The sequence below is a fragment of the Actinoplanes sp. TBRC 11911 genome (genome assembly GCF_012933445.1).
Lineage (GTDB): Bacteria > Actinomycetota > Actinomycetes > Mycobacteriales > Micromonosporaceae > Actinoplanes.
The window spans coordinates 55,062-69,105 of sequence record NZ_JABBNC010000027.1; the positions used below are offsets into that span (position 1 = coordinate 55,062).

At 64.1% G+C, this 14,044-nt stretch carries 2 protein-coding genes; both read right to left on the reverse strand.

From position 1 onward, the window contains the following. Positions 1 to 29: 29 nt before the first annotated feature. Complete coding sequence (locus HH310_RS29840; RefSeq protein ID WP_169179025.1) at positions 30 to 1,322, reverse strand: hypothetical protein; 1,293 nt, start codon at positions 1,320 to 1,322, stop codon at positions 30 to 32. Next, a complete protein-coding gene (locus tag HH310_RS29845) occupies positions 1,313 to 14,029 on the reverse strand; it encodes a hypothetical protein (protein WP_169179026.1) in 12,717 nt (4,238 codons plus the stop codon). The genes HH310_RS29840 and HH310_RS29845 overlap by 10 nt, the downstream gene beginning before the upstream one ends. Positions 14,030 to 14,044: the final 15 nt, after the last annotated feature.

The following is a 14,044-nucleotide window of genomic DNA, read 5'->3' on the forward strand; positions in this document are numbered from 1 at the left end:
CCGCTCCACCGGGGTGGAGTGATATCCGCTCAGGGTCCGGATGCCGTGTTGTGCAATGGCCCGCTCGGCTGGATGCGAAGCACGTGAAAGCCGTGTGGGCTGCTGAGCGGCGCCAGGACAGCGCCTTCCGGGGTGATGACCGTCTGAGTAAGGTCGAGACGGTGTTCTCGTGCCACGAGATCGTCGGCGACTCTGTCGCTGGTGCGGCTGATTCCCCTGTTGTCCACAGTAACGAGGCTCCCTGCGAGACGGGCGGAGCCACCCACGTGCAAGACGAAGCGGGGTCCGTGCTCGACGCCGATGAGGGTGGCGGATGCGCCGCCGAGTTGGCCCAACCTCAAGGACCATGACGGGCCGGGAGAGCCTCCGCGCTGATGTTCGGTGATGAGAAGCCGGTTGGGCTCGGTGGTCCCGTAGGCGACGGTGGACATCCCGGTGCTCGGATCGTGTACGGCGCCGTGAAGCCGGACTCGCCAGCGTGGGTCAAGCCTGATGACACCGTCGTCGACGCGGGCGTACGTCCGGCCGGAATCGTCGTTGCCGACCAGGTCCAGCAGCGGTTCCCCGGGGTATGGGGCGAATGAAGTCTCGCCAGTACCGAGATTCGTCTCGGCCAACATCATGGTGCGTTCGCCGTCGGCCTCGATCATCCGTGCGTAGAGCACCTGGTCCCGGTCGGTGATAATCAGGTTGGCGATGTCGGCGTCCAGACGTGGGATCGCCAAGTTCCACCCCGTGTCGGGGTCCAGGGCGAGCAGTCCCGCTGATGTGGCTCGGGGGACGACCCACAACGGGCCGCCAGCAGGTTTTTGAAGCCGAGTAATAACGCCGCGCAGGTGGGTGAGATCTGTGGCTTGCACGTCGAATGGGCCGGTTGTCGACCAGATCATGTCACCGGCGCCGTCCACGTGCCGGACTCGGTTCATCCACTGTCCGCCGCCGTGCTCGAGGAGCTCCAGCAGGAAAAGGCCACCCTGCCCGTCGGGCAGGAAGTCCACCACCCGCCAGCCTACGATCTCGTCGAGGTCTGGCGAGAGATCCAGCCAGGTGGACCGACCGTCGTGTTGACGAAGGAATCGCCGGGTTCCCTGACCGGCCTGGGTATCAGCGAGGACCAGCATTCCCTCACCGGGTTCGGCTCGTAGCGCAAACACCGGTCGCAACCGACGGGTGCCGCCGGCACCGAAAGACGGCATCGCGACGAGTCGCTCGGGGACTTGTTCTGGACCGTCGCCCCAGCCCACGCTTAAGACCACCTGCCCGGGTGACGCGGGCACCTCGTCGGTCCGCTCCAGCACGACGCCGTGCCCGCTCACGCCCACGCCAATTCCCCATACTTGACGACGCTGAACAGCCCGGATTGCATCAATTCCTCCACCGTCGTCACTTCCAGCCATCCGAACTTGTCCTGCTCGGTAGGTCCGGGATAGCTGCCGTGCGGATAAATCCAAAGACTCATGACAAGGTGGCGTCCTTGGGCATCACGCATACCATAACTCAGGGCGACGTGGCTAGGACCGTCAAAAAACACAACGTTCCCGAATGGGATATCGGTCCGACTGACACCGGTCGACTCCGAACCGAACTCATATCGAGACAGCGGCCCTCGGTACAACGCGCGAAGCAACGACGAGTAATACGCTGAATGACCGGCCGCCATCTTCAGGTGCGGGACCACCACCTCGTCCGTGAAGCCGGCGATTTCAATAAGTTTGCCGCCGTCAGTAGCGAACTCCTCGGACGCCGCTTGGGCGGCTCTGTTGTGTATGCGCTGCAACTCACGCTTCGTAACCAATCCAGCCCGATAGGAAGCAAGAAAGATGAACTGCCAGCAGTTCATGACGCCATTTTCTGCTGGCTCGGAGATGGCTCCGGTGTCATCCTGGATCCAGCGGACAAAATCATTCGTGCGACCTTGAGAGGTCGTTGACATCTCCCTCCAGCCGTTATTCGGATCGGGTTCTATTGAACCGCGCCAAAGTATCTTATTTATCATCGCGAACGCCGCGATGCGCAAACTTTGCAACCGCGTCGGGCGTTCTTCCTGCAGATACTGGCCCTGATAGGACGGCTGGCCTTGGCCTTGATAATACGGCTGCTGATAGTACGGCTGACTCTGGTAATACGGCTGGCCCTGGTAATACGGCTGGCCCTGGCCTTGGGACGACGACTGCCCCTCGTTGTCGGGGTGTCCATAACCACCATAGGACTGCATACCAGGCCGGACACTCCTGGACGGGTCCAGAAGGGCGGCGGCGGAGCTGGCGTCATTCGCCCTTACCGGTGACGATCCGGCGCCGCCATTTTGTTGTACCCACAGGAGCTGTCCATGATCGTTGATGGGCAGCCGCAGTAGTCCCTGAAACGCCCGGGGCAAATTTTCCGGGTCCACCACGCTGACCCGCCGATCAGCACTAGCTTGCGTCTCGACCAGAGTCAGCCGTCCAGCGCCGCCTGACGGTCGGTGAGCCAGCACCACATGCTGAGGATCGTCGGGATGCTGCGTCCATACCACCGTGACCGTGCCGGGCGGCAGATCCATCAACGCCTCTGACGAAGCCGGCTTGAAGACCCCACCCAGTCGAGCGGCGATCTCACCCGTGGTCGCCAAGCTGCCGGTATCGGCTGATCGCAGTCGCGGTACCCCCAACCCGGTCAGCACGGAGTCCACTCGAACCACACAATCCGTGGCCCCGGTCCAGGGCTTCAACCGGGCCAGCCCGGTGGCCACCCATGCGTCATAGTCTCCGAAGTTGTCTTTTTGCTGAACGCCGGGTGATGCCTCAGTGGTGGTAACAGCCACCGACCACAGAGCGGGCTCGATCACCCGGCTACCCGCGTCGACTACCAGAGCCCACGTGGTCTTCGGCGTGCTGACAGGCCAAACAGCTCTCGCCGCCGCGAAAACCCTGCCGACCGGTGACTGTCGGTGCGCATCCACCCAGCGCAGGCCATCGCTGGTCATCTCCAGCGCCAGCACGTGTGCGATGTCGGTGCTGTCCTGGCCGACACCCATCATCATCACGGCAGTCGCACCGGGGCTGTTGCTGACAAAGATCTGGAGGGTCGCAAGGTCTCTGACCTCCGCCCAACCGCGTCCGGCCACCAGGCGACCCTGCGCACCGGGCAGATCATCTAGCTTCATCACCGTGCCATCGGACGGCCGCCGATCCAGCGGCCAAACCCCTCCGGGGTGCAACTTACGCATGACCCAATTCACCAATGGTTCACATTGGGCTAGCGATGGATCCTGTCCGACAGCCGGGGGATTCTCTGCCACCACGCTTCTCAGTTGAGTCGCCGACCTGATCTGCGCCATAGGAGGATCCACCGTGCCCGACGACCCGTCGCTCGTGAGGAGCTGCCCCGATCTGCCGTCACGTGGCGTCACACCACGCCACCTGGCCTCTCCCGGGCCGTGCAAGTTTGCGCCACCCCGCAGCCCACCACGCGATGAAGGTGTGCGTTGGCCGCCGGCTGTGCCCCGCCACATCGAGGCTTTTACGCCCGGTCCACCAATACGACCGCGAGCCGCTCCTCCCCTCTCGATCTGTGAAGCTGCACCTGGTTCCTCGGCCGAAGCCGGCGTGGGGTTCGTCGCGATCAACGAGCTTCGCGGCGGCGCTGTGATGACCGCGTCCGGGCTGGACCCCCCAGGTGAGATCGGTTCCCGCTCGGCCGCCACGTCCACATCGGCAGCCGTCCTGCCTCGGGTCAGGTCTACCGGCCGCGGGGCACTGATCGGATCATCACCTATGTAGCCCCCGTCCTGCACCGGGCCGATCATACGGGACAAAACCGACAATTGCCTCGGCCGCAGCAGTCCAAGGGCCATGTCAGACTTGTCACCGATCAAGTTGCCGTGGCGGTCCGCGCGCGGCGGGCCCATCACATTGCCGGACACCGGGTCCTCCGGGAGGCCATCGGCGTGCAGGTGTTCGTGTGCGTAGGCTTCCGGAGGTGCATCGGGCCACCACCGGTCCTGTGTCATCGCCTCCGATCGCGGCACCAAGGTAACCGGGAGGTGCTCGTTCGTACCGGCTGGTACGCGCTCCACCCGGAACAGCAATCGGTCACTGGTCCCATCTTCCATCGGCAATTGATTACGCTCGTTGGCGTTGAGTAGATCGGTGCCGGCCCGCAGCGCCGAGAAGACTCGCGCGCCACCGTCCTCGGTCAGACCGCGAGGATCCACGATGGACATTCTCTGGGTGAGCTCGGTGTACCACTGCTGCCCGATCCGGAACCGACGCACGTCGAACCCGGACCGTTGCAGACGCCCGGTCGGATCCGTGAACATCCGCCACCGATGGCCGATCGTCACGCCTTCTCGCTCACGAGCCTCAGCAAAGGCGGGATCCTGGAACGTATCTCTGTAGCTGTAGTTGTCGACCGGCCACTCACCGGCTGGAAGCTGCGGGGCCACCGGCAGCGGCTCGGTCCAGATCCGGACCGCGCGCCGCTCGTCCCGGTCGATCAGGGAAGCCAGGAAGCTGGTGCTACGTGCGCCCGGCGCCCGCGACAGACCGGAGCCGCGATCGTGCTCCTCGATCGTCAGGAGGCGGGGATCGAGTCGGTACCGTCGCAACAGGTCCGCCGCCGCTGAGCGCGCCTCGTTCGCGATCGCGCGAGTACGGAGCCCGCTCGTCTCGGAGCTAGCGTTGTTGCCGCCCCCCTCCACTACGACGCGCTGGCGTTCGCTGCGGCGGGCCTTGCCGTCCCGGACCGCATCACGCACGATCTGGTACACGAGCCTCGCCACATGGTGCCGCTGCTGTTGATCAACCTCGGTCTGACCCTTGCCGAAGTCGATTCGATAGTCACGCTCACGCATGTTCCGCATGCCGCGGTCTATCTGGAGCGCCGCTCGGTCGATCATCCAGAGGTTCGTGACCGCTTCGTCGGTAGTGACGTGTTGTTCGCCGAAGGCACGTAGTTCATGGGCGGCAACGGGCAATCCTCCGGCGGGCGTACGAACCTTCAGAGTCGTCCGGATACCCAGGCTGGACTGGTCGATGGTCGGGTTTCGCGGTCCCCACGGCAGCAGCGCGTTGTCAAGATACTGACCCGCGGTGAACTCCCCGCCGATCTCATACGGTGCCGACGCGGCCAGGACGTCGCGGATGCCGCTGTTGGTGATCCATTGCTGTATCTCTGGATCGCTCGCACGAGCATGGTCCGCGAGCAGTATGCGAATCTCACCGGCGTTCAACTCCAGCCAGGAGCGCCCTTTCTCCGACAACGCGGTGCGCATGTGCGCCAGAGACACCCGCGAAGCGGTGAGCAGGTTGTTCTTGAGCAGACCCCGCCCAGTCGCGCGCCACCTGGACACTGCCACCACGTGCGCATAGACCGTCGCGAGGAAGCCACGCAGTGACATCGCATCGAGGTCGCCCTCCAGAACCGCCGACTCGGAGGCGTTCAATCCGGCAAACCGGCGCGCGATGCGATCGGCGAACGATCTCGCCTGGCGGGACAGGTCGATCGCAGTATCCACTCCCGGTGTCGCATTCTTCTCTGCGAACTCCATGAGCGCATACAGACCGCCGATCGGCACATCCACCGTGTACTGCATGAAAAGCCGGTACGGATCGTGCGGGCCCATAATCAGGAACTCGTCGAAATCGCCACTGAGCGTGAAGCCACGCTCCGCGCTGTAAAGCCCGTCGATCCGGCGCCGGCGGCTTCGCTCACCCACGGGCACCCGTTCCAGCTCGGCAAGCTCCGTGCGGAGGGCTCCGACAACCTCATCACGATCGGCGAACTCGGTCTCCCCATCAAGCAGGTTGTACGGCTTCGGGACGAGCTCGATGACCACGCGGCCCCTTGACTCGTCCATGTGGATGTCGATCAGCCGTGAGGTGGCGACGACCCGATCCACCAAAGGGATGTTGTTTGGATCCAGGTTCAGATAGGCACGGGTCTCGCCCTCGACCCCGATAGCGCCGTAACGGTGGTCGCGCGCCGGGTCGAGTACCGCGTCCACGTCAAGCGACCGTGCGGGCGCTTGGGGCACCTCGTGGCCATTCCCGTCCACGATCACCACCGACGCCCGCGCCGTGCTCAAATCAGGACGGGCCGCGGTCATCAACCGCCGGCCAGGAGACCGCTGCAAGTCCAAATATGCGATCTGCCTGTTCGGCAGCAGGTGTGCCATGATCGCGTGCCCGACTCCGTCGCCTCGCTCGAGCAGGATCAGCGCCGTGCTTCGCCCGGTGGTTCGCGCTGCCGCCACCAGGCGCGCGTCCACATCGGTCCATGAAAAGAATCGCTTCCCGTGTGCGCCACCGAGAAGCGCGCTCGTCTGACGTCCGTTGAGAACGGCATCGTCGACCGTTCGGGCAGCCGCCACGACCGGGGCGATTCGGTCGGGATGCAGTGCCGCGAAAGCCGCGCGCAGCAATACCACGCACGACATCGGGTCGAGCACCGTATCGTCGCCGGTCACGATCTCGTCCGGGCCGGTGATCGGCATGAGCGCCGCCCACAGATCCCCAAGGGTCCGGATCGCGCTCAGGTCCCCGGGCAGCTCGCGGATCGGCGGCAACTGGTCGACCCCGCTGTACCCACCCTGATCATCGACCTCGCGAATGAGGCGCGACAGCACGTACCGCTGGCGTGGCTGCAAGATGGCGTCAACCAGCCTGGTCGGGTCAGGAGCGCCGAGCACATTCCCGGTGATCGGGTCGTCCGGCAGGCCGACGGTGTGCAACAACTCATGTCCGTATGCCTCCGGTGGAGCGTCGATCCACCAATGGAGCTGATCCATCCGCTCGGTACGCGGTACCACCGTGACCGGAAGGTGTTCGCCGGCACCTGGCTCCACCCGCTCGACGCGAAAGCGCAGCAGGTCACCGTCGTCCGGGAGCCGGTTCACCGCGGTGTTCAAGCGTCGAGCAGCGGCCTGCAACGCCGAGAACACGCGATCGCCGGTGTCGTCGCTAAGCCCCCGAGGGTCGGCGATGGAGACCTTTGTGCTCAGTTCAGAGAACCATTGGCCGCTGAGCTGGAAGCGGCGTACGTCGAACCCGGACCGGCGAAGCACGTTCCCGACCGGATCCACCGAGTAGTGCGTGCGCACGCCGACGGTCGCCCGCTGCCGCGCGCCAGCGAGCCCGTCGGCTTCCGGCGGCTCGACGTAGTCCCGGGTGTCGATCGGCCACCCGTTGGGCGCGGGTAGCGCGGGCGGGCGCGGCAACGGCCGCGGGCGCTGGCTAGCCGGCCGGGGCACCGGCTCCACTTCACGGAAATCCTGTGGTTCCTCGGTCAGCCGACCCGGCCGGTCAGGTCCCACGGCCCAGAACGCCTCTACCCCGAAATTACGCGGTGGGTTCAGTTGCTGGTCGCGGCTCTCCTGCTGGAATCGTTCCGTGGTGTCATTGAACAGCGACACCGCATTCGACTGGTCGAGGGGCGCCCCCGCAATCGTGGGCTCGATGAACGAAAAACGCCCTATCTCGCTGATGACCAGCCAGCCGGTCGGCGAGTTCAGCTCGTTCGGCCTATATCGGTGGGCAGCGACCGTCTGGCCGTCCGGTGCGGCCGGCTGGACGAACCACAGGCCCCGGTCCATGGCGAGCTCGATGTAGATCTCTTCAGTCGCTCGGATCTGGTTGGTGCCGGTCAGCACCACAAAGCCTCGGATGCGCTGCGGATTGGAGACAAGGTCGTTCAGCATCGTCTCGACCTCCGCGGGCCGCGCTTGCAGCACGTCCACCACGACTACGTCGACACGTACACCCGCGTCGGTGGAGTGGTAGACGGACACGGGTGGGGGCGGCACGTCCAGCGCCGGCGGATTCGGCAGCGAGCGCCCGCGCATGGCCAGAGGTTCCCTGGTCGCCGACGGTTCCGGCATCGACCGGTTCTGCTGGACCGGGGCCAGGGGTTCGAGACGCTCGTCTTCCTCGGTGCTGGCCTCAGGGTCCATCTCGCGACCGGCACGGGCCCTTCGGAAGGTCCTCTCCCCGCTGCGGAGCAGCTCTGTCGTCGCGCCGGCCCGCAGCCTCACCGCGAGTCCGATGGCGCGGACCGTTTCCTCTGGCACGTCAAAACCTGCGAATCCTGCCGCCGCGGAGGCGATGGACGCGTCGAGGTGGCGATCGACTACCTCGGAGGCCACCCCCGAACCGTCGTCCTGGAGGAACTGCCAGACCCGTCGGGCGAGATACGCCCGCTCGCCGACATGGTCAGGGAGCGACCTCGCATCCCCGTCAGCGGCCGGTGCCCGCAGCTGGGCCGGGGGTTCAGTGGCTCGCCTGGCAAGGATCCGCGGCGGCAGTCCGGTCACCGATGCCAACGCCAGTTGGTCGGACATCGTCGGCGAGGACGCGGAGCGCGTTCCGGCCATGAGCGAATCAAATGGCCTCTCAGTGCCCACCGAACCTGCGGCGCGGTAGGTATCAGCGGTCGCGGAGCCACCAGAGCGGCGAGGCCGCCATCCGCCTCGTTCCAGCCACACGAACACCTGACGTCTCGCTTCAGCGGTCGCAGTTGACGGTGACCCTGGGGCGGACGACTCGCCTGCGCCCCTAGAGACGAGACTAATTGCGATGTCGGCCATGTCCAATTCGACCTGTTCAAATAGCGGCTGCAAAAGTGGTATGAGCGCAGCTGATGTCGTCTCGGCCCGCGAAAAACCGCTTTCCATCGCTCCGCCCCACCAAAATCTTCTGCCGTTGCCACCCCCCTCGATATTCACAACCAGCAGCGCCCCGTCATATTGAGGCTCGTCGCCTTCAATGGCGAGCTTTGTTTCTATAGCTGTCCGTGTGATCATCTGCGCGAGAGAATCCAGTGAGCTGTTCTGGCCACCGTCAATCTCGTTTTTATCGGACAGATCGAATCGCGCCAGGACTTCGTTGAAGCGCATTTTGGGGGTGGCCGGTCCAGGAGGAATCAAAAATTGGAAGTCGAAGTCGGCTGATCGATAGACCGGGCTTCGTGGAGTGGCCACATGATCGTTGCTTGGCACCTCGAAGTGTTCGGCAGAGAGAGCGTGCGATGGGAGTCCCCGGCTTTGCCGGTCTTCCTCATAGATGCCAGCGGCCAGCCATCCAAGTTGAACAAAGAGTTCGGCACCCTGGGTCATGGTGCTGCCTCTAGGGTTGGAACCGGCTGCGCGGGCCTCTAGCGGTATCAACTTAGGGTCGGCGTTCCCGCTGTTATCGTCGAACAAGAGCTCGGTGTGCACGTTCAACGCATCAGCCTGGCTGATCGGGGGTCCACCGATAAGGAAGATACTGTCCAGGTAATCCCTTACATTGTATTCGGTAGAGTGGAAGAGTTTCTTGCCGAGCATCGACTCATGGAACAGAGGGTATCGAACCGAATATGCCTGGGTGAGGCGCTGGATGATCGCCTCTGCATTCTGGTTCAGGTATCGACCGACTGGCTCAGGAAGCGCCTTCCTTAGCCGGTGAGGAGCAACACGAGAAATGAGGCCAGCATCATCTTTCCCAGACGCGCCGGAAGACCTCTTGACCACTCCGGTGAATTGGACGTACGCGAGCGCCAGGTAATCTCCGACATACTCGGCCTCATCGACAGTTGCGTCACGCGTTGCATCACGGAATCGATGTATCTCATCCGCCGCGAATGAGAGCCCATCATGGAGATTATTTCGGGCGGTCGCCCAATAGGTCAGCTGCTGCACCGCCTGCATATACCTTCGGATACCACCCCGACCCATCGGTATTCCCATAGTAAAATGCATTTGCACGTATCCGGAGCCCCTATCCAGAACATTGAAGTCGCGGGCAGCCGGTGCTACCAGAAATTTGTCGCCGAAAAGCTGCCCAAGGGTTCTGCTCTGTCCCGTGGACAACCGCTTCAGCTGATCGCTGAATTCGAATACGGCCTGCAACATGGCCGGTATGGGTACACGTCCGCTGTCTCCCTGCACAAGCTGAGCGACTGAAGTCTTCAATTCCAGCTTGGCGAAACCCGAACCCCTATCGACCACGACGTCGAAGAAAGGGTTTCGAATGACCGGAGCCCCGGAGGGAAAATCGTCCGGAATACCTCTTAGCTCATACCTGTGGAACTCGCTTTCGAAACCACCGCCAGCCGCCCGCCTTTCGTCGAGTTCTCCCGGCATGACGGCTATCCCGCCGAGCGGGTCGCTGATCGTATCGTCTAGCGGAAGGAATAGCAGATCCGCAACCTCGTCAGGTATTCTGGCAGCTTCTCCGGCCTGCCCATCGAGGAACAAAACGCCAGTACGATGATGCACGACATTAAAGGCATGCGAAAATTGGCCTGATCCCGCTGTGGTCGCTCGTACCGGCCGAACAAGGAGGATGGCACGCGAGCCAACCGGTGCGTCTTGCATTACCGCGGTCACGGCTTCCTGCCCAGCCCGGAAGATCCGTGAGCCGGAATCACCCAGATTGAGTTGCTGGCGCTGATACTCGACGACGTCCGACTCAGGCAGGGCACTATCCGCCGCCGGCGCCTGCCAGACGGACCTTCCCCCATCCAGCAAATTCATATCTGTAACGATCGCCGCCAACACGCAGTTCGTCGTCGATCGGTCCGGATTGACTGCGGGTAGCCAGGGATACTCCGCACGCACCACCGAAGTTGACGTGAGTTCACGCGTCTGCCCGGGTGCTCCCGCGGCGGCAAACGGCATCATGTGTCCGTCGGAGTCTGTGTCATGCGCCGACGAGCGCAGATGCAACATTGGCTTGCGCAGCTTTCGTCGAGCCCTCGGGACCGGTCGTGTCGTCAAATCGGTGACACGACGCAGCGCCGGCAGTTCGATCTTCGGGACTTCCTCGGGGCGTCGCTGAATGTCAGTATCGAAGACCACGTCCGGGTGAGGCATCAGAATGAACTTGATGGCGCGCCAGCGGCTCGACCGCTCTGCGATGTGGGTCTCCTCGGGATGAAACTTCATCTCCCTCAGCAAATTGATTTTGCGATCGCGCGTCGCCCTATTCTTCAGGTAGTAACCCGTATCCAGAGAGAGGCGCGCGGCCTCGGACGCGACCTCGGTCGCGTATGCGCCAAACCGGATCACAAACCGTGACGAGTTGCCGACCACCTTTCGCACCAGCCGTACTACGAAGCGCGACGAATTGCCGGTTACCCGTCGCAGCCGCGCCATCATGGAGCGGGACAGCCGATCGACCCTCGGCGTGAGCGCTGCAACTTCCGACCACCATGTCTTCCCGCTCGTCTCGGCCGGGCGCGTCGACGTGATGACGGACTCGTGCGGAAGCTGGGTCTCCCAGATCGCCCAATCCCCCGGAATCCGTCCACGGTCGAGGGTGATCGGCGCCGGCGCGCTTGGCGGGGCCACACTTCTCGGATCGAGTCCTCCCGGCTGACGCGGTGGGGACAGCTGAGCATCATCGATGCCATGCGGCGAGCCGGCGACGAGGCTCGGGTCTACCAGAGCCTCCACCGTTCGGCCGTCACCGCGGCGGTCCGTGGCATCGGGCACGCTCGCAGGCCGCCCATTCAGGACGGACAAGGAAATAGGCCGGCCATCTCCGTCGAACGCCAGCAGTTGCGTTCCGACCGCGCTCAGGTCGGCCGCTCGCGCATCGCGCGGCCCGGCCACGTCACGAAACATCCCGCTGTGCTGCGAGTCCACCCATCGCGGCTTGACTTCGCCTGTACGGCCGTCGCCCACCAACCCGTACACATGGCTGGTCCCGTTCGGGCGGCGCGTGTGCACCAGCACCATCCCGCCCGGATTCCTCCCGACAAATTCAAACACCCTGCTGGGCACGACATCGTGCGCCGACGAGAACTCGCCACCTAGCGCCATCTCTAGATCGGCGACCGTCGGCGTAACGGTCACGCTGTCGTCGAGCGCCCTGCTCCCGTTCCCGAGCCGCCCGTACAGTGCTGTGAATGCCCCCAGCGCCCGCGGCAGGCAATCCACTGGGCTGGTCGTCGCGGCATCCTTAGAACTGACCTCGACCTCGGAAACCCACGTCTCGAGCCGGTCCATCGAAACGGCGGCGGCCTGGTCGCGGAGCACTCGAAGGGTCGCCTGCCGCAATGCGGACACACCTCGTGGCGACACATGGGTACTGAAAGCGGCCCCTACCACGGTGGAATCGACAGCGGACGCCGCATCCCGTATGGCGGCGGCGGAAGATCCCTGGCTCTCGACGGCCGGTGAGAGGTCGGTCGCTGCCGGAACCACCGACGGATCCGCAGGCGGTGCCGGTACGTTGCTGATCGGTGTGGTGGTGGCTGCCGGTGCGGGTGTCCCCGCGGGGATATCCGTGCGCGTAAGGCCCGCGACCGGTGCATCGGGGGGGCCCGAACGCGCCATCTGAGGTGCCGAGGAGGCGGCGTCCACCAATCCCGGCTCCGCCGCTTCAGGCACCGTGCCGATGGAAATTTCGGCCGGTCCATCCGCCGCGGCATCGGTGTTCGCGGGTGATGTGACGATTACCGGCGTGCCGCTGTTCGTGACCGGAACGGTGTTGGTCGCCGGGCCAGCCTGTGCGGCGATACCGACGGTTGTAGCCGATGCGCCGTTCCCGGTTGTGGCTGGGTTGGTGACCGGACCAGCATCTCCAACCGACCCGGTAGGCGTGGCCGAGACATTTATGGCCGCACCACCGTCGAGGGTGGCGCTGTTCCCTGCTCTGCCGAGGTCGTGACTGACCGGTCCGAAAGCCGAGGTATCTGGCGGGGTTTCAGTGGCCGTCGAGCTGCCCGCAGCCCACGTGCCGATCGACGCGTTACCGTCTGGCCTATCTGTGGTCGCGCCAGTCCCCGAGTACAAAGAATCCAGACCAGTAGTTGACGATTCGCCGACCGGGGTCGGTCCTCCGATGTCGACCGATTCGCCCCCGGCCGGACCGGCTGGTGCGGAAGGCCCGGGTCCAATGCTGGATCTGGACGGTATCGGGCTCTCGTAGTGCGGCGGCGCGTTCAGCCCAGGCGAAACGCCGAACGAGGCGGGCTCGTCATAGGGCGGTGGCTTTTCGTATGGGGGTGGGGGTGTGTGGTCTGTCTTGGTGGGCGAGTGCTGGTCTGTCGAGGAGTGCTCGTCGTGTTTGTTGGTGGGTGAGTCGTGTGGCTGGGTGAGGTGGTTGAGGGAGGTACCGATGCTCGTTCCGGTGAAGGTCGCCAGCCCGGAGACTCCACCGGATACCGCGGTCATCGCTACACCGATCCCGGTGATCTGCTGATGCTTCATCCCGTTGTACGAGGTCTCCCCCGCGGTCTCGTGCACACCTTCCTCGCCGACATGCCCCACACCATGACCCAGCGTGCGAGCAACACTGTGTCCGCCACCGGCGTGACCTGCACCCCCACCCGCCGTCGTGACCAGCTTGTCCACCACCGCCTCGCCGGAACGGGATGCGGCACCGGTGAAAACCTTGGCCAGCGAGCCACCGACCACACCGCCGGCCCCACCCAGAAACAACCCGACCATGCCGGTCCACGCCCCGACCCCGGCCGCCTCCCGGGTGAAGTTGACGTTCCAGCCATGCGTGTCGGACATGATGCTCAACTGCGCGATCACATCCATCAGCACCTGCAAACCGATACCGACGACCTGACTGGCGACCACCGCAACGATCAACTGGGCAAGCCACTCCGCGATCACGAACCGGCCGATCACCAGCCGCGCCGCGATCTCACTCATGATCCCCGGATAAAACCAGGCGATCGCCAGCGCCACCGCCAACTCGACCATCAACTCGATAACGGTCAGCACCACCATAATCTGCGTGTATTCCACCTGATTCGCGGTGTCATCCAACCCGTTACCCATACGCCGCACATACTTCGACGCAACCGCAAGGAACCCATCGTCCGACACATAATCCTTCATCGTGTCGACAAAGGCCCGCTCGGACTCACCCATCACCCCCTCACGAATCCGATTAATCCCCGCAACCAACATCGGAATGACCTCGTCGACACCATCAGCAGCATCACCATGCGCCGCCGCAATCACACGCAGCAAATCCGGATCCGTACCCGGCAACTCTTCCCCGGTAAGCCACTTCAAAAACTCCGCGACCCCGTTCGACACCTCGATCACCGGCGACGCCCCATC